Below are 19,467 nucleotides of genomic sequence, written 5' to 3'. Positions count from 1 at the left end.
TTGCTGCAACGCCTATTGTACACTAAGATTTCGCCGTCCAAAAACAATATAAAAGCTCAACTCAAAAGCCTCGTTTCAGAATCGAGACCTTTGAGTTGAGCTTGTTTTTTAGAAATGACTTGAATGTTGACTGATACTAAGTGGCTTTTTGCTAAATCGTCGTTAACGATGCTGCATAGAATGCAAGCTTTGTTGTTCTGGCGATTTTAGTCAAAAGCACTTAATAACGAGACTTTTCCATCTTATTTTTAAGTCCGTTCGTATGAAACAGGTAGCCAAACAATGCGCCTAACAATCCACCAATAATATGGGCCATTCTCGAAATATTGTCACTAGATATCACACCACTTACGATTTCATTTCCAATATAAAGCGTACCTACCAAGATAACCGTCAGGGGAATCCTGCCATCCTTCATGTTGGCGAAGGAAGCTAGTAAGATGAACATAAACACAATGCCGCTTGCGCCCAAAAGCATTGTACGTGGAAAGAAAATGACATTGATCAAGCCGATGATAGCAGAGGCAGTCAGTATCATGATTAACACATTTTTACTGCCATACTTTTCTTCCACTAATGGTCCAACTGCTAATAGCAATAGAAAATTTCCTGAATAATGGCTCAAATCCTGGTGGGCAAGTGTATGAGTGAATAATCGTATATACATCATGGGATCTGCCCAGGATGTATAGTAGACGGCAAATAATTTGTTGATTTCTCCATTTGTCACTACGTTTAAAATAAGTACGACAAATGATGCAATCGTCAGACCTAAAATAACTGGTGAATTGAAGCTGATTAGTTTGTTTATCTTTCGCTTTTCCATGTAGTCCTCCTTCCTTAATTAATCCGAATCGTCAAGCTGCTCGCCATAACCTCTAAAAAATTTGGGCAATTAGCTGATTGTTTGCCTCCATCACTTCTGAAAAAAGGTAAGAAAGCCAATTGCAATTTATTTCGTTCAAAATAATGATAGCATTCAGTTTTTTACTATTCAATAAGACCTGAGATGTAGTGCTGTATCTGAGCCCAGGATAAGAAGGGCATACAAAAAATGTAGGAAATCCACAAGCTCACGTTGTCGTTTTCCTACAGTCTACAATTATCGAATGAGCAGTTCCACACCTAGCCGAGTAACTCCGATGATTCAAGCGCAAACTCCTAAGAAATTTTGCGTTGGTAAACATGTAAAGAGCTGAAATAAGCCACAAGAATAATGCCGATACACCAAGCCAAGGCTATCGTTAAGTTATCGTCCAATGGCAAGTTCAACGTTAATGACCGAATGCTATTGATAATCGGCGTCATGGGCTGCGTTTTGGCAAACCAGCGAATACTGCTGTTCAATGTTTCTACCGGGGCAAATCCTGAACTTATGAACGGCAAAACAAAAAGGGGAAGCATTAAACTGCTGGCTCCTTCAACTGTTTTCGAGAGCAGACCGCAAAGCACACCAAGCAGGGAGACAGTAGTATTAACCATAATAAGCAGTCCAATAACGATACACCAATCCCCGAAGCTGCCCTTGGGTCTAAAGCCTAAAAGCAAAGCCGTAACAAAAATGATAATCGTCGAAATCGTATTTCTGATTACTCCAGCTGCAGTATGACCGATCAGCACCGCTGATTTTGAAATTGACATTGTACGAAAACGGTCAATGATCCCGGTTTTCATGTCTGAAGCAACATTCATAGCTGAATACTGCGATGCCTGACCGATGCTTTGCAGGATAATTCCGGGAACAATGAAGTCAATGTAATTAAAATTATCAATATCGGATATACTGCCGAAGATTGTCCCAAACAGCAGCATTAGGATAAAAGGTACAATGATGGCTACCAAAATAGCTTCAGGATTTCTCAGGGAAATAAATAAGCAGCGTTTAAACATAATCCACGAATCGAGCAGGGTACTCCTCTTTGACTTATCCATTTTGACTATCCTCCGTTTTCTCATCAATTAAGCTCAAAAATACATCCTCCAATGAAGGTAAGCTTTGTTCCAGGTTGGCAACTGCAATATGATGTTCATTCAAAATTTCAACAGCCTTGGCTGCCTGTTTTTCACTATCAAAGTTTAACTTAGCGCCTCGAGCAGGCAGGATCTGTTTAAGATAGTGTGGGGTGCCTTCAACTAAGATTCGTCCGTTATGAAGAATTGCAACGTTGTCTGCTAGATATTCAGCTTCTTCTAAATATTGCGTCGTAAGAAATACCGTGGTTCCCTTGGCTGAAAGTTGTTTTACTAACTCCCACATGGCGATCCGATTTTGTGGATCCAGTCCGGTGGTGGGTTCATCAAGAAAGAGCACCTCGGGGTCACCTAAAAGACTCATCGCGATATCCAATCTTCGCCGCATGCCTCCAGAATAGGTAGATACTTTTCGGTCCGCAGCATCAGTCAAATCGAAAAGGGCAAGCCACTCATCGGTTTTGCGTTGGGCATTGGGTAATCTTTTTAACTGTCCGATTAGGTTCAAATTCTCTCGACCGCTTAAAACCTCATCCACTGCGACAAATTGACCCGTTAAGCTGATCCATTCCCGAACTTCGTCTGCTTGATTGATTACATCAAAGCCATTAATAGCGGCAGTCCCTGCATCTGGCTTTAAAAGAGTCGATAAAATTTTAACCACCGTGGTTTTTCCTGCGCCATTTGAACCAAGCAGAGCATAGATAGTACCGCTGGGGACTGAGAAGGTGACATCTTTTAATACACTCTTGTCCTGATAGCTTTTCTTTAGCGATGAAACGACAATAGAAGGGGTTGAATTGGGCACAATGAATTCCTCCTTAGAATTTTAGGCCAATGAAACAAGGCAATAAAACTTACATTCATACCGAACGAATGTATATAGCTAAAATAAAAATTGTCCGTTAAAGACAATTTTATTTACTCTTAATCAGAAAAAAGCGGGGAGTCCTTGATATAGCCTTCCATTTCTTCGTCTCTGATAGGTAGGCCCATTTTATCCAATAGTTCAGTAATGAAAAGGTATCGTTGGTAAAATTCCTCATTCCCCCCTGGAAAGAGAGAAGGGATGAACCAAAAATCGAGTAAAACCAAAAATTCCGCAAGCGGCTGGGCATTTTCTACCTTAATCGAGCCATCCTTTTGACCTTCTTCAATCAGCTCCAGCCAACGAGGAAAGAGAATCCGGCGATTGGTGTCTAGGCTTCTTGCTAGTACATGTGGATTTTCCAGAAGCGGAATCGATTGCTTCATTAATTCCATTTGCTCTTCATCGGCTTTATTTTGCTTGATGACTAGTTGAATTTTCTCAAGCGCAGTTAACTCCGTGTGCTTTTTGATCGCTTCAAAGGGATCATTATCGAAAAACATTTTGTCTTCCAGGGCATTCATGATTTCTTCTTTTGACCTGAAATGATAATAAACGGCTCCTTTGGTTAAGCCATCCAATTCATGAACAATGTCTTGGATGGTGGTGTTGTCGTAGCCTTTTTCAAGAAACAGTCGTTTGGATACTTCCAATATTCGATCAACAGTCACTTCGGGATGCTTATTTCTAGCCATGATCTTTCTCCTTTGTCAAACATTCATACGGTATGAATGTATTATATGATTTAGAATTTTATTTGTCAATGACATTCATACTAAACGAATGTAAACTCTTTCGCGAAAAAATTCAAGGTTCATCGGATAGATTTAGGATTGAAAGCTCCAGCGTAGATTCATCTGACTGATTGATTGTCAAAGAAACTGTGACTCAAATTACTAGTCAAATTTGCATTAAATCAGAATCTGACTTGGTCTTTGATTGTACTGCTTTTATTTATAATAGATATTAAGGGATTTTTCATCGACTGTTTAGAAATTCCTGCTAAGAAATTTAGCATTTGTAAACGTACAAAAAGCTGAATACACCACTAGAGTCATTCCCATAAACTAAGCGCATCATAAAGTGGCTATCCACTTCCTCCTTTTGTTTAAGGAAAACCAATTCTTAATAACAAGTGTATTTTTTAAATTGTTCAAAAAGTATATTTGTCTTTTTGATCCAAATAACTAACAATAAAAATGACTATATAAGTAAAAAGTATGTTAAATAATATACGATTTGAGGTTCTTGTATGATATCATAATAATAACAATAAGGATTCTGGGGAGAAACCAATGAATATTGCAATTTGTGATGATGATCAGATTTTTTGCCAACAATTAGAGGAATGTGTTCAACAATTGTTCAAAGATAACAGCCAAGACTTTGAATGTGAAATTTTTTACTCTGGAGAATCTATGCTTTCCTTTGTAGAGAAAAATCAAAGAGGGTTTCAGATATACTTACTTGATATTGGAATGGCAGGTATGGACGGAATTGGTGTAGCTGAAGTGATTCGTCAAAAAGATTTAGATGCCATTATTATCTTTGTGACTAGTCATGAGGCAGAGATGCCGCGTGCGTTTGACGTCTTGGCTTTTCATTATTTAGTTAAGCCGTTAGATGAGAAGCAGGTTTTTAGAGTCTTGTCTTCTGCAGTCTATTATATTCACAAGAAAAGGACGGTCTTTCAGTATCCTATTCGGCGGCAAGTGAATACGATATTGTTGGCAGAGGTCGCCTATTTTGAGAGTGTGTCTAGAAAAATTCGTATTCATACAACAAAAGGAGAGGTTTTTGAATATTACGGTACATTAAAAGACGTAGAAAGACAGGCTGGAAGCTTTAATTTTTCAAGGATTCATAAATCTTATTTAGTAAATTTAGAGTGTATTCAACGAACAGAGAACCAGACAATCATGATGAGAGATCAGACGGTTCTTTCGATTAGCCGTCGCTATCATCAGCTTTTCCATAGAGCTTTTCGTCGTTACTTATTAGGGAGCATGAAGCAGGTTTTGTAGCAGCTTTATGAAAAAGCATAGGATCAAAATCTGTCTACAGAGCGTTATATTCGTCCTGTAGACAGAAGCCTTTTTAGCAAGAAATCTTTCGTAATCAAAATTAGCAACGGAGGAAAGTATGTACCAATTAAAACTTTTATTCGTACTTTTGGCTTACTTGACCCTAGCTTTGGGTTTCTATTTTTTTGCTCAAAGCCATTTGCCTCTTAAGACAACGATTTCTCGAACCAAGCTTCTTCTTTTCGTAGTAGGAATTACTATTCTAGTGGGGTATATCAAGTTTACTATCGAACTCAGTTTGCCACCTAGTATGTTTAGAATCTTTTTGCTGATCGCCTCAAACACTGTTTATGAAGCTTTTTATCTAGGTCTTTTTGAGGGAACAAGGGCACAGAAATTTTTTGTCATTATGCGTGCACATTTTATTACTACTTTTATCGAAAATGTCCTTTGGTTCCTTTTGATCCTTGCCGTAGGAGAAGAACAGGCCATTTTGATGGAAACTATCGGCTGGTGGTCAGGAGAAATATTTTTCATTATTTTTTTAATCACTTCTTATTGGTTATATAAGCGAAAAAAGCCAGATATACATAAACAGTCGACTACGATGATGTTTGTACAAGAGATGATAATTTTTGTTTACTTCGTTGTTAACTTAGTTCTTGCAACGGGGACGGATGTAATCTCTCAAGGGTACTTTATCGCCTTGTCAATCTTACTCTTTGCGTATTTTATTATTGCGGAAAGGAAAGAAAAGGAAAACTATGAGTTCCAACTGAATCAACAAAAATATCTATTACTAGAGGAGCACTATGAAGAAATGGAAAGCTATCATGAAAAAGTTAGGATTGTTAAACACGATATGAAAAATCATTTATTGAATCTGAATAGTCATCTGCAGCAAAACGACTACCCGCAGGTAACGAAACAATTAGCTCGATTGATTCAAACGTATCAGCAGGAAATTTCAATAGGGAATGAGGAAGAAAACAAATGAACGATGGAGGAGTTCTTACTATCTCTTTTGTTTCATTTTGGGTACTCTTAAGGTCTTGTTTAGGACTTATCAATTTTTTACTATTAGCAGCTCTTTTATTTAAACAGAAAGGAGGATTTAAAAAGCCCTTCAGTTTAATAAGAATAGGGATTACTGCCTTCATTTTCACTTTGTTTACTGGGTATCTATTCAATAGACCTAGCTTAAACATGTATCAAGTAATCATGCTGCTTCTTATATCCTGGATTTATATTGAAGTAGTAATGGCTCAATTTGCCGGAAAACGATCTTATAAATTGGCAACAGGAGGGTGCTATCTCCTTTTTTGTTTTTATGCAGATTCTTTTCTGTCGCTGCTTATACTGTCTATCTTCGGAGAAAGCTTTAGGCATCAGTTCATGGGCAGGGGATGGATCGTTGATGATTTGCTTGAAATTGCGCTCCTTTTGCTATTTCTTTATGTTAATAGACAAAGAACTAAAAAAGAATACGACTATCCAATTCATCTGATTGTCTTATCTGTGTTCATTACAGCAAATTGTGTAGTGATCGCACTGCTTTTTTTAATCAATGGTGAGCTGATTATCCTCCTACCTATAGTGTTTCTTTTGTTGCTTTTTTTCAACTACTTGAAATTATCCAAACAAGCTTTCAAAGAGAATTATCATTATCAAGTCAAAGAGCAAAAGCAACAGTTGCTAAAAGAACACTATAAAAAAATTGATGGCTTCCATCAGGAGATTCAGCAGCTGCAGCACAAGATGAACGTTCAACTGATGACCATGCAAAAGCAGGTGGAGCGAAACGAATTTCCCCAAATGGCCATGCAACTTGCAGGAATGATTGAAGAAAATATCTCGGTTGATTACCAATGGTTTACTTCCCACAAAGAAATGAATGTGTTAGTTGGCCACAAATATCGACAAGCACAAGCTGCGGGCATCCTTTTCAAAGGTCAAATCAATATTCCAAGGAGCTTAACCATTTCTGAAATCGACCTGATTTCTTTAGTCAGCAATTTGCTAGACAATGCTATCGAAGCCTGCAGCTATTGTTCTTCAGGCGAGGCCTGGATTAACTTTCAAATGGCTGCGCAAAAACAATGCTTGGTGATTCGAATGGAAAACAGTAGAGACAACACTCATCAATCCTTTACTACCAGAAAGCCAGACAAACAGCAGCATGGGATTGGCTTAAAAAGTGTCCAACGAATCGTAAAAAAATACAATGGAGAATTAGACTTCGAATGGCAAGAACGTTCCTTCTCCATAGAAATTACACTATTTACTTTGGACTACAATAAAGTTGACTACTTGAAGAAGGGAGAAACCGTTTGATCTATCAACTATTGCTTTCGACGAATGTGTATCTTCTTTTGACCATTCTCAATTTGCATTTGCTGCTGACATACTTTTTTGAAAGAAAACCTACTATCAATAGAACGGTTTTCTTGATGGTTTTATTGATTAGCGGATTCATTTATTCTGAAATAAATGGCAGAATAACTCTCATGCCGCATAGTATACTGAGAGTTATTCTATTGCATCTTTCTCTTGTTGGGTACATTTGGAGTAATTTATGCTTATTTAAAGGTACGTGGCAAATGAAGGTTTTTGTGATGATCCTCTCTATTTTTTCACGAATGGTTTCTGAGGGGATTGTGTGGTCAACGATTGTTTTTATCTTAGGAACAGAAGGGGCAGCAGCGCTGCTTCAAACTGCATGGCCATCAGGTGAAATAGGAAACTATGTTACTTTACTGCTGATTTTATTGATTAGAAAGAGCAAGCTTCATCGTATTCAATATTTTTCGAAGAAGACAATGGTGATGCATGGCTCAATTATTATTAGTAGTATGCTGCTTTCTATTCGTTTACTTATAGCGACAGATTTTTTTTATGTCTTTATATTTACCGTTCAATTATTTCTATTCTATAGTTATTTCAAACACGTGGAAATGACCTCTAAAGAAAACTATGACTATCAATTAAATGAACAGAAGCATACAATGATGGAAAATTATTATCAGCGAATTGACTCCTACCAAAAGGAGGTCCTTCGATTAAAGCATGATATGAAAAACCAGCTGTTAGTTCTCCGAGGTCATATGGACAAAGCGGAGCTGCCTCAGATGGAGAGCTTGTTGGATTCCATGCTGCAAAATACGATTGCTACAGAGCATTACCATTATACGAATGACAAAACAATTAATGTACTAATTAGTCAGAAGTGCCTTCAAGCACAAAAGGCAACGATCAATTGTCAGTTTGATATACAAATGCCGTCCAGTAACTTATTTGAATCGAATGATTTGATTGTATTAGTCAGTAATATCTTAGACAATGCAATCGAAGCAGCGAGCTACTGTGACTCTCACAACAGATGGCTTACCTTTCAAATGATTTTACAGCAGCAGTGTTTGGCAATTTACTGTGAAAATAGTATAGATGGCAAACATAAATCCTTAAAAACTAGAAAAAAGGAAAGCAGGAACCATGGCATTGGAATGAGCAGTATTCAAAGAGTTGTCCAAAAATATGATGGAGAGCTGGATTACTCTTGGGGAGAGAACACCTTTCAAATAGAAATGCATTTATTTGAAGACCGGTTATGACAGCGAACCTGTTGAATTTCTACAAATAGAAAATAATAGCCTCAAAAGATGATAAAGTACATATATCATCTTTTGAGGTTATTTTTATGATAAAAAATAAATTTCCTGTTCTTAGCAGGAACAGGAAATTTAAGAAAAGTATTGATCTATTTCTAAGAAAAAGACTGATAAATCAGTGGAATTGGCAAGATAGTAAAACCACTCTTATCTACTGCTTATTATAACTAGCAGAAAAAGATAAATCAATACTTTGTTTAATATAAGTTAAAAAAGTTGGAGAATGCCATTATTCAAGATAGAAGTTGACTTTATTTAGAGACTATTAATTAAATATTTCAGACTTTCTCTAAAGAAAGTAATCTTCCGTCATTCTAGCCGTCAGAAAGGAAGAGATCGTATGTCAAGAACAGGAGATAATCTTTATAAGCGTAAAGATGGTCGTTGGGAGGGACGCTACATTAAAGATCGCACACCAACTGGACAAATTCGCTATGGGTATGTGTACCACCGGAAGTATCAAGAAGCCAAACAGTTGTTATTTGAAAGAAAGGTTCTTTATCAAGAAATTCAGGGAAGGTACAAAACAACCCGCCAAGCTAAGCAGCTATTTAACGACTGGCTTATCCACTGGCTTCATCAAAAGAAGGATCAAGTCAGACCTGCTACGTACCAAAGCTATGAGAGCAAGATTTTGCAGCATATTTCCCCCTTCTTTCAAGACAAATCATTTAATGATTTAACTGGGGAATTGATTCAGGAATGGATTTATTTTTTACAAAATAATTTGAGCATTAATTCAGTCCATGCAGTCTATCGTGTCTTTAAACAAATAATTAAAACGGCAGTGGCGGACAAGCTTCTCTATAGGGACCCAACAGCCTCGGTTATTTTGCCGAAGCAAACCAAGAGCTTGGTTCGATCCTTTTCACAAAGAGAGCAGGAGGCTTTGGAAAACTATTGTCAGTCTGCAAAAGAATTACCGATATTAGTTGCTTTAGATACAGGAATGCGGATTGGTGAAATCCTCGGTTTACAGTGGCAAGATATTGACTGGCAAAATCAAACTGTATTTGTGAATAAAACAGTGCAGCGTGTTAAGCAAAATGGGCACACTGAATTAACCGCAGGGGTCCCAAAAACAGAAAACAGCATGCGCGTTATTCCGCTTACGCAACGCCTAACTTTTCTTCTGAAAGAGCAAAGCAAGTACACAGAGGACGCATTTATCTTTGTTGGAAAGAATCATTTGCCAATTGATCCTCGAACGTTACGGTATCGTTTTGATCAAATAAAGAAACTAAGTCAGGTAGCTGATTTGCCATTCCATGCATTACGACACACCTTTGCTACTCGTTGTTTGGAAAGGGGAGTTAGCGTGACTACAGTTAGCTCACTTTTAGGTCACAGTTCGATTAAATTGACTTTGGATATCTATACTAATTCGTTTTTAAGTGAAAAACAAGAAGCGATCCGACAGCTAGAAAAGGACCATTCATTCACCTTTGATTTGGAAACAATTCCGTCAAAAAGCCGTCAAGATGTTGTGTAATCCTTGACTCATAAAGGGTGTAAAAAGTTTCCCATTCCTGCTAAGAACAGGAAAAGTTTGAAGAAAAAAGAGGAGGAATACACCTTAATTATACCAGAGTTACCAAAATAAGCTAAACCAGAAGGATCAAACTTCTGTTTAGAATAATAAAAAAGGGGAGAATGAGCAATGAAAGATTTAAAAGGAAAGGTTTTAGTTGGTCTAGCCAGCGTATCAATGTTAGGAGGTATTGCGTTAGGTAGTGTGCAGGGGTTTGCGGCGTTAACTGGAGATACGGATGCTCAGGTGCGTTTTAATCCATACAGTGGTGGAGGCGAAGATACCGGTAACTTAGCATTGGCTTATGTTCCAGCAGGTATTGACTTTGGTACCCAAAATGTAGATGCAGGAAACGCTGTATCCTATGCTGGGAATACTGGAGGTGCGAACTATCTTGCAGTTGATGATGACCGTACGACTCCTGGGCAATGGAAACTAGTTGCAGCAGCAACTGTTTTGAGCAGTACAACAACTGCTCAAACAATTTCAAGTGGAGATATCACGCTTACTTCTACTGCAGCTGTAAGAGATTATGATGTTTCTGTAGGAACACCAGACGTTTCAGGAGCAGTAGGGAACCCAATTGCAGGTGTGACTGTTACTCGACCTGCAAGTTCAGTTCTAACATTAGGAGGAGGCACTGCGGATATCGCTTCTACAGCCACCAGTGCTAATCAGGGACTTGCAATTCCGATTGATTCAGTACAAATGAACATCACCTCTCAAAATGCTCATGGTGGACAAACCTTTACTGGTAAAATCAACTGGACATTAAGTGATACGATCTAAAATTTTGAAATGATTGCAATCAAGAGAAGGGAATAAATTCTCTTCTCTTGATTTAGTTAAGGAGCCTAGTTATGAATCGATTAAGCAAATGTAAAGTTAAAAAGCTTTTCATTATAAATTGTTTACTTCTTTCACTTATTCTTCCACCGCTGTTTTCTGCTGAGACGGTCTATGGTGATGAAACAGAGACCAGTCAGGAACTACAGATTGGTAAAAAACAAGTCCCCGAACCATCAAAAGAGCAGAATAAAGGAGTGGAAGTAGGTTTCACAGTTGAAGCAGTGAAGACAGATACGCAAGTTGATGAATCAAAAGGTTTTTTCTTCGTAAAAGTGATACCGGGTCAAGAGCAACAATTAACCTTGAAAATCAAAAGTACTAGCGAGGAAGAGCGAAAAGTAGCGATCAAAGTAAGAGACGCCTTCACGAATCAAAATGGTGAGATCGATTATGACGGAGCTGAATATCAACGGGATGAATCACTAAAGAATTCAATGGAAGAAATCACTTCTATCTCTGAAGCAACTGTTTCTGTAAAGAATAAGGAAGAAAAAGAAGTGACCATCACTGTTAATCCGCCAAAAGAAAGCTTTAAAGGTGTGAAGGTGGCCGCTATTGTTGTCATGAACGCAGAAGATACAGGGGAACAACAAAAAGGTTTGAGTTCAAATTATGGGTATCGTTTAGGCTTAGTGATTACCGAAGAGGATGAAGTAGACTATTCAGACGGCAGCTCCCTTAACTTATTGCAGGTTAAGCCCACGGTTCACCAAGGTAAGCGAGTAATTCAAGCTCGCCTGCAAAACCCTGAACCAAAAATTTTAGACAACTTAACCGTTGAAACCAAACTCCGCCAAAAAGGCAGTAAAGAAGTTCTGAGAAAACGCACAACCAATGACCTGCGGATGGCACCTAATTCTCAATTTGACTTCGCAACTAATTGGGGATTAGACCCTATTCAACCAGGTACCTATATTTTATCTGTAAAGGCCACTTCAGGAGAACACTCCTGGTCGTGGAATGAAGAATTTACAATCGGCGAGGAGCAAGCAAAGAAAATTAACGAAGAAGCAAGCTATACAATTACCTATCCTAAATGGGTCTCAATAGTAGTCATTCTTCTAGGTGTCTTGACGATTTGTACAATCGGCATGCTTTATGTTCGGCGAAAAAAATGGACAACACCAAAGTAAGTTCATAGAAAGGAAGGTGGACTTATGAAAAGTAAAAAGATCTTATGCTTCTTAAGCGTTGGCATATTTTTAACTGGTACTTTTGGCAGTGTTTTGAAAGCTGAAGCGCAAGAAAAAACCACAGCGGTTACGATTACTTTCAAAGAAGCAGCTCATCCAGTTGCACCACCAGTTAACAATGGAAGTGGAATACTCCCAGAGACACAAGTGGTTGAACTTAAAACAGGCGGTTTCACTTCCTATGTACCCAACAATAAACGACTGCCAGTTACAGGTGAAGCATACGATCAAACATTGAGTAAACTTGGTTGGATAGCATTAATCGCGGTTTTGTTCTTTTATCTAGCAGGAAGTCGCAGGAGGGAGCGGGAAGATGAATAATTATAGGAAAAGGATCGTTCTATTCTTTATGACGGTCGTATTAATTTCATCAACTCTTTCCCCAGCCATTGTTGGCGCTATTACAGAACCAACTCAAACTAGTGAAACTACTGCAGCAACAGAAGCAACTACGAAACAAAGCAGCAGTACAGCATCTTCTGAACTAACCAATGCTACTGAAGGGGAGGAAACAGAAAACTCCATCGAAGATACTGCAGAAGAAACCAGTTATGAAGAACGCGAATTATCGGATGAAGCTCTCAGCGACTCACCTCATCCTGTTGTGCGGATAGAAGAAGAGAACAGAGCAAGCTTGTTTGTTCAGAATGAAAATGATCAACAAGTAACACGTTTAGAAAAACTGGTTCTTCAAACAAAGCAAGCTGGGACAGAATGGCAAGATGAACAAGCTTATGATATCGAGGATAATTATGATTTGAGAGAATCTCCATATTCATTTGAATATGACACTGAGCTACCTCAACGAATCATCATTGAATACTCAATTGAAGAATCTCAGGCTGGACAGCTGGTAAAAAGAATTAAGCACATGGCTCATTATTCATTTAAAGAGTTAGAAAAACAGGAAGATTCACCTTCTGGAGAGAGTAGTGAAGGTGATCTATCTTCAGAAAACTCGGAAACTCTGTCATCGGATACGTTAGATGCCAAACTACCAGATGCTGAAATTAGCAGTAGCCCAGAGAAACAACACGCGGCTCAGGATTCAGCAACTATTCCAAGCTCACCTCCATCCGAGGAAACCAATCCATTCAAACGCAGCTTAAGAGGGATTTCTCCTCAAGCAGCACCAGCACCATATGTACCTTCAAAAGAGTATAAAGGTCCTGGTGGTTCATTGGATTATATGACTTGGATAACTGATATTACAAAAAGTTCGGCTAACATTAAGGGTAAAGTACCGAACATGGGTGACATACAACATGTTTATCTAGTATGGAGTACCAATAAAGACGATTTTGGTGGACAGTTACGTAGTGACCAGATGACGCCTCTTGAGAATAAGATACTGGTGACAACGACATCTACAACGCCTTATCAGATTGAAGCAAGATTGATTCGTCTACAAGCGAATCTAGATTATTACATTTGGTTCTATGCTAAGACAAAGTGGGGTGGTAATTATTATACTACCTTTTCTTTTGGAACACCAGATGTTACTTGGGCTGGAGGAGGGACTGGAGCTGCTGGATATAATTATTATACGTTTGCTACAGATTCTGCTCAGGAATTAAAACTAGAGTTACCAACAATAACGTCAACAACTAAAGATAGTGTTGTTCTTGGAACATCTTATTACACAGGGGATATTACTCAAACAACTAATGATGGTATTCTAGAAATGACCAGTAATACATCGCTTACTAACTGGGGAAATAAGTTTACCAATGTTCAACATGAGACAAAACGCGGAATAACTAACTCTAAAGGGAAAATAAATGATGTTACAAACGGGCGACAGGTAACAGGACTTACGCCAGGAACAAAATACCAAGCGAGACTGAAAATAAAAGATTACGGCACTACTGGGACAAATGGGAATGTGAAATCTTCTGGAGAAACAACTTTTTACACAAAAAATTCAGTTGAAAGCCCTGTTTTAGTGCAAAATAATCCACCAGTAGGAACTACTAAAGGGTCAGCAACCTTTACTGGCAGTTATGGATATAGTAGTGTGCCTGCTCTAGCTGCTCATCCAAATAAAGCAACTGTAAGGGTTAATACAGGCTCAGGTTGGAGCGGAGATTTAACAGCGACAACGACACCTGCAGTTCAAGTGACAAAACTAGCTAACGGTCAAGTTGCCTTTACATTAACTAAATTGGAACCCAAGACAAATTATCAAGTGGCCTATAACGTGACTAATTTGGGCGGAACTTCGGAATGGGCTTTTCTACGAGGTGGCAGTTTTGATTCTAGAGGATTACCTCTGGTTTTAGACGCACCTAAATTTAATGTAACTACTGATAATGCTGCTACACTAGGTTTGTCAGGATACACGGGCGATATTTCTCCTTCAGAAAACGATGGGGTATTAGAAATGACCAGCAATACCTCACTTACCGTATGGCAAAACAAGTTTACTAATGTTCAACATGATATTGGGCGAGGAACATCCACTTCAAAAGGAAAAGTAAATAATGTTGTAAACGGGAGACAAGTGACTGGATTAGTACCTGGAACAAAGTATCAAGCAAGATTAAAAATAAAGGATTATGGTACTTCGGCACAGGTTCAAACTTCTGGAGAAACAACTGTTTACACTAAAAACTCAGTTACGAGCCCGGTTTTAAATGAAAATAATTCACCGACAACCACCACACCTGCCTCAGCAGTCTTTACTGGTAGTTACGGTTATAATAGTGTAAATTCACTGGCGGCTCATCCTACTAGTGCAAGAGTAAGAGTTAATACTGGTTCAGGATGGGGACAAGACCTGACAGCAACCACAACGCCGGCAGTACAGATTATAACTCTTGCAAACGGTCAAATTAGGTTCAAATTAACGAATTTATCACCTAAGCAGAAATATCATGTAGCTTATAATGTAACAAATCAAGGTGGAACCTCAAATTGGGCATTTTTGAATGGAACTGACAATTTTGATGAAGGTAACTTCAGCACAAAAGGGGTCAAGCCTGATATTAGTCCCCCAATATTCTTACAGACGACTGCGACTCCAACATCCATAGATATGAAGAGCGGTACTTATACTGGAGACTTAGGTACTTTAGTGAACCACGGAATCATCCAAACCGAATCCTATAATGTAGGTGCAGAAAAAGACTCGACTGCTAACGTAACCGACTTAGCCCATGATCCAATTTTAAAAACTTATGCAGGATCACGGGTAGAAGGATTAAATCCAGGTACCCGATACAGAGGTTGGGTTGCCTTCAAAGACTATGGAACAAATGGTACGGATGGAAGCTATAGTTATAAGGAGCGGACCGAAGCCAATGGGGACCCATATTATTTCTATACAACCAATAGTATTAATAACCTTACCGAACCTGTTAGAGGTATGCCAACAACCGCTAATAATGCTACCGCAACTTTTACAGCCGGCTATCAAGCAGCTGGTCAGCATTCAGCCCAGGTTGCAGCACACCCGACTAAGGTTAAAGTGTTTATAAGTACGGATGGCTCTAGTTTTGATGAAATCACGACAAGCACATCTGGGCCTAGATTAAGTAGAGACGATGATATAGACTCATCAGCGAAAACAGTTACCTTTAAACTGGAAGGCTTGCAAGAAAATACACGTTATTACGTTAAGTATTCGGTAGTTAATCAAGGTGGCGAATCACCTGAATCGACAGTCTATGACTTTATTACCCTTGCACGTCCCAATGGTTTCTATATTAATCAAACACCTCAAGCCTTTGATTTTGGAACAGTTGAAATGTCCGAAAACACGATGAGTCATCCATTGCAAAATATTAGTGGTGGAGGAAACTATTTCTCTGTAGATTTTGAGAACATCAACATGAACAGTCAATGGACTTTGTCCGCAAAATTGAGTAAATTACAGGTTGTGGGAGGTCAACAAACGCTGGCTGGGAGCAGTATTTTAATGGATAAAGAGCTAAAAAGGACTACTGATGGCGGCGGTACCTGGGAGACACCAGATTCAACTAAGTTTGATTCTATTTTAGGTATTCAAGGCTCCAGTATTTCATTACCCTCAGATGGAGAAACTAGTGTCTCTTTGTTTAAAGCTACCGATATTCCATATGGGATCGGGCATTTTGAGAATAGAATTGCTAAAGATTCTGTCCGTCTAGTTATTCCTGGGAATACCGGGCAAAAGGGTAAAACTTACTCAGGTAAAATCACTTGGACAATGGATAATCTTATTTAACTAAAACCATAAACTCAGTTGTGCAGCAGGTTTTGCTGCACAACTAGTAAAGGAGAATTTATATGGAACGATACGGCTGGATGATTATTTTGGCAGTTATTGGGGCGATTGCTTTGATTGCTTTCTTTTTTTTCCTGTTTGGCGATATGGAGAGAATTAAGGAGCTGAAAAAGCCTAAAGTACATTACGTATTAAATGCATCTCTGTTGCTGATTGCCGCAATCTGTATTGTCTTAACAATTTATCTATATTTTGATGTACAAGAACAAATTCGGCTGTTAGAGAATATGACGTAAGGAGAATCTATTATGCAGGTACTAGTGTTAACTCACAATATTTTGTCGGAGCAAACATTTCAAGAAAAGCTTCAGCAATTAAATCATGAAGTTTTTTGCTCGAAGATAATGTTAGATACATTGAAGGAAAAACCGGAAAGCATTTTGAAATGTTTGTTTTATCAGGTGATTATTCTGAGCGAAAATTTGAGTAATCGGGAGGTTGCCGATATTTTGGCTAAGTTAGGTCAAACGAATCGCATTATTTTGCGTAAAGTAGTAGATAAGCAGACTAAAGAAGAAATTCAGACGATGGAGGAATGGGGAATTAGTGACTGGATCCAGACAACAGTTCCAATAGATCAATTAAGAGAAGTACTTTCTGAAAAATTAAGTGAACAAAAGCTTCAAAACCAAAAAATCATTTCGTTTCCTTTTAATGAAAGTGATCAGGAATTCCATTCTTACAAACAGTTTATCAGTAGCTTATCCAAAAAAGAAAAAAAGGTCTTCGAAAAATTAATTGCGTCAAAGACCCAATTAGTGTCAAGAGAAGAATTTTGTGAGTACTTGTGGCAAGATGTACCATCGAATTCCCATCTTTCTCAGTTATCATTAATCGTAAAGAAAATTCGAAGAAAATTTGTAGATTTCGGATTATCTGAAGACATGTTGATCACTGTGTGGGGGCAGGGATATCGACTGACATCAACCTTTTTTGAAGAGTGTCCAATACCAGTGGTGGAAAAAGTGAGTGAGGGATAGTAGCTCACTTTTTTTCATATTAAATGAGTACCTGGTTGATAGACGGCATTTAATAGAAATTATCAAGAATCCTAATATAAGAATGATGTGGTCTCGACTTTATATTGCCCATTCAATATTGGCTTAATGTTTTGTCAGACCGAGTAGGCATGGTTTCTAAAAGTATTGACAAGTATAAGTTAACGTGATATTTTTATATGACTATAATTCAAAAATGGTCATATAGAAAAGAGGGTTGAAATGCCAAAATTTAATGATTCAGAACGTCTGATCATAAATGATCTACTTTTAGAAAATGGAGAGCAATTGTTTACTGCCTTTGGTTTAAAAAAAGTTACAGTTAGTGATTTAGCTAAAAGTGCAAATATCTCTAAAGGATCATTTTATGCCTTTTATCCAAGTAAAGAACATCTGTACATGACCATCAATTTCTCAATGCAACAGGCAATTTTTGCAGAAATGAATGATGAATTAGCTAAACATCGCTCGATGGAAACTGAAAAACTTACTTTGTACATTTTCAAGTGGATGTTTGAGAAAGTAAAAGAGTACCCTTTATTGCTTAACATGGATAATGAAACAATTCAACATCTTCTTAGAAGGCTGCCGAAAAAATTTATGGATGCGCATACCTTAGATGATGCAAAAATGATAGATAACCTTAAAAAGTATGGCATCGTATTTAGAAGTGAGACAGTGGTCATTGCAAAAGTTGTTCAAGGGATTTTTTCTTGTACAAAATTATTTATGAATGATACTGATGGCGATAAAGTATTGACTATCCTGCTAGAGGGGTTAGTGAATCAATTAGTTTAGGATCGTTGTTATCTGATCCTTTTTTATTACATCGAATATGACCATAATTGCATTTTGGTAATATGAAAAAATCGAATGAGCGTAATAGATTAGTGTATCCTCATTTATTACTTTCTCATATGCATTTGGAGGGTACTGCTATTCTAATAATAGAAAGAGGAAAAAATGAAATCTACTAGCCTACAGGCGTCAGTCTATAGATGGGCACTACATCTTTCAGCGATATCAGTAATTGAGCGTATCCCGTTTTTTTATCAAAAATTTTATCGATTACAGTATTCATTGAACCGAGAGGCTAAGTTAAAACAAAAATATGTAAAAAAGAATAAACTCTCGGATGAGACTCAGCAAGTTGAGCTGTACAAGTTATCGCAGATACGTGATTTTTCAGAGAGTAAGATTATTTTTTATATTCACGGTGGCGCATTTACGATGAATATTACTCAGGCTCACTTTAGTTTTTGTAAAGCATTGAATAATTCTTTATCTGGTTCTGTTATCACTTATTTCCCTATTTATTCGTTAGCTCCGATTAAAACATTCAGCGAAATCTTCGAGGAATGTCTTTACTGTTAGAAACAGGTAGTTAATGATCATCCTGGTAGTCCTATTTATCTTATTGGAGATTCGGCAGGAGGAATGCTTGCATTAAATTTGATTAATTACTTGAAAATTACGGATGCGTTCATGCCATCCAGCATTATTTTGATTTCTCCATGGTTAGATGGTCATTTTAAACTTCCGGTTAGCATGTCCTTGCAAAAGAAGGATAAAATGTTGGGCTTGGGATATATGAAATTGATTGCAAAGGAGATCGATGACTTAACTGACCCTCCTCATCTATCAATGGATTGTTTCAAGTTTGATTATGAAAGCTTTCCAAGGATTTTAATTGTAGGTGGGGAAGCTGAAATTCTAGCACCTTCGTACCGAGCGTTCTCTCATAAACTACAAAATATTCACTCTGAAATATTAACAAGTTATTTGATGCCCAACATGCAACATGTATCTACACTCTTTCAGTTCATTCCTGAAAGCCGAGAGGCAATGATAAAAATAAAAGATTTCATTGAACAATCGTGATTCAAAATCATGGTAAACGCTCTCAGCAATTTAGCTGGAATTTAAGTTTAAAAAATTTCTTATCGTATTAAGTGATAAAGAGATTTTTTAACTGGAATAGCCAGAATTAAGTAAAGTTATCTAAAAATACTGAACGTTACAGTAATTGCATTCGTGGCTTTTTGAATCTAACTTAAAATAGTCAGAGTGTTAGATGCAACATTACCATAAAAATGAT

General features: G+C 37.8%; 16 protein-coding genes and 1 pseudogene. 13 read left to right on the top strand and 4 right to left on the bottom strand.

Annotated elements, in window-relative coordinates:
* Nucleotides 1–220: 220 nt before the first annotated feature.
* The 4 genes from I588_RS01775 to I588_RS01760 form a co-directional block, all read right to left on the bottom strand.
* Entirely contained in the window at nt 221–826 is a 606-nt protein-coding gene (locus I588_RS01775) for a rhomboid family intramembrane serine protease (protein WP_010757221.1), read from the bottom strand.
* Nucleotides 827–1,161: 335 nt separating this feature from the next.
* Nucleotides 1,162–1,932 carry an ABC transporter permease gene (locus I588_RS01770; protein WP_010757220.1) on the bottom strand — a complete coding sequence of 257 codons (771 nt, stop codon included), beginning with the start codon at nt 1,930–1,932 and terminating at the stop codon, nt 1,162–1,164.
* Nucleotides 1,925–2,779, bottom strand: a complete 855-nt coding sequence (locus tag I588_RS01765) for an ABC transporter ATP-binding protein (protein ID WP_010757219.1) — start codon at nt 2,777–2,779, stop codon at nt 1,925–1,927. Before I588_RS01765 ends, I588_RS01770 begins: the two co-directional genes overlap by 8 nt.
* Nucleotides 2,780–2,898: 119 nt before the next feature.
* Nucleotides 2,899–3,534: a TetR/AcrR family transcriptional regulator gene (locus tag I588_RS01760; RefSeq protein ID WP_010757218.1), complete on the bottom strand. Its 636-nt coding sequence runs from the start codon at nt 3,532–3,534 to the stop codon at nt 2,899–2,901.
* Between the two features lie 600 nt (nt 3,535–4,134).
* Between I588_RS01760 and I588_RS01755 the strand changes: the two genes are divergently transcribed.
* From I588_RS01755 to I588_RS01690, 13 genes and pseudogenes are all read left to right on the top strand, one after another.
* On the top strand, nt 4,135–4,863 hold the full coding sequence (locus I588_RS01755) for a LytR/AlgR family response regulator transcription factor (protein WP_010757217.1): 729 nt from the start codon (nt 4,135–4,137) through the stop codon (nt 4,861–4,863).
* A gap of 118 nt (nt 4,864–4,981) precedes the next feature.
* A complete protein-coding gene (locus I588_RS01750) occupies nt 4,982–5,860 on the top strand; it encodes a hypothetical protein (RefSeq protein ID WP_010757216.1) in 879 nt (292 codons plus the stop codon).
* Between the two features lie 398 nt (nt 5,861–6,258).
* Entirely contained in the window at nt 6,259–7,197 is a 939-nt protein-coding gene (locus tag I588_RS01745; RefSeq protein WP_162141120.1) for an ATP-binding protein, read from the top strand.
* Between the two features lie 266 nt (nt 7,198–7,463).
* Nucleotides 7,464–8,474, top strand: a complete 1,011-nt coding sequence (locus I588_RS01740; RefSeq protein WP_162141119.1) for an ATP-binding protein — start codon at nt 7,464–7,466, stop codon at nt 8,472–8,474.
* Between the two features lie 397 nt (nt 8,475–8,871).
* The gene (locus tag I588_RS01735; protein WP_010757213.1) at nt 8,872–10,023 is read left to right on the top strand and encodes a tyrosine-type recombinase/integrase; all 1,152 of its coding nucleotides are present in this window, start codon (nt 8,872–8,874) and stop codon (nt 10,021–10,023) included.
* Between the two features lie 168 nt (nt 10,024–10,191).
* Nucleotides 10,192–10,851 (top strand): WxL domain-containing protein, encoded by a 660-nt coding sequence (locus I588_RS01730; RefSeq protein WP_010757212.1) that lies wholly within the window; start codon nt 10,192–10,194, stop codon nt 10,849–10,851.
* 71 nt (nt 10,852–10,922) lie between these two features.
* On the top strand, nt 10,923–12,044 hold the full coding sequence (locus I588_RS01725) for a WxLIP family cell surface protein (protein WP_010757211.1): 1,122 nt from the start codon (nt 10,923–10,925) through the stop codon (nt 12,042–12,044).
* Nucleotides 12,045–12,068: 24 nt separating this feature from the next.
* The gene (locus I588_RS01720) at nt 12,069–12,425 is read left to right on the top strand and encodes a hypothetical protein (RefSeq protein WP_010757210.1); all 357 of its coding nucleotides are present in this window, start codon (nt 12,069–12,071) and stop codon (nt 12,423–12,425) included.
* Entirely contained in the window at nt 12,418–16,311 is a 3,894-nt protein-coding gene (locus I588_RS01715; RefSeq protein ID WP_010757209.1) for a WxL domain-containing protein, read from the top strand. Before I588_RS01720 ends, I588_RS01715 begins: the two co-directional genes overlap by 8 nt.
* A 62-nt stretch (nt 16,312–16,373) precedes the next feature.
* Nucleotides 16,374–16,607, top strand: coding sequence for a hypothetical protein (locus I588_RS01710; protein ID WP_010757208.1), 234 nt, complete (start codon nt 16,374–16,376; stop codon nt 16,605–16,607).
* 12 nt (nt 16,608–16,619) lie between these two features.
* Nucleotides 16,620–17,351: a winged helix-turn-helix domain-containing protein gene (locus I588_RS01705; RefSeq protein WP_010757207.1), complete on the top strand. Its 732-nt coding sequence runs from the start codon at nt 16,620–16,622 to the stop codon at nt 17,349–17,351.
* Nucleotides 17,352–17,591: 240 nt separating this feature from the next.
* Nucleotides 17,592–18,167, top strand: a complete 576-nt coding sequence (locus I588_RS01700) for a TetR/AcrR family transcriptional regulator (protein ID WP_010757206.1) — start codon at nt 17,592–17,594, stop codon at nt 18,165–18,167.
* A 165-nt stretch (nt 18,168–18,332) separates the two neighbouring features.
* Nucleotides 18,333–19,250, top strand: a pseudogene (locus I588_RS01690) (alpha/beta hydrolase).
* Nucleotides 19,251–19,467: the final 217 nt, after the last annotated feature.

The organism is Enterococcus pallens ATCC BAA-351, from assembly GCF_000407485.1.
Lineage (GTDB): Bacteria > Bacillota > Bacilli > Lactobacillales > Enterococcaceae > Enterococcus_A > Enterococcus_A pallens.
The sequence above is the reverse complement of the archived record's forward strand: the minus strand, read 5'-3'. Positions and strand labels throughout refer to the sequence as shown.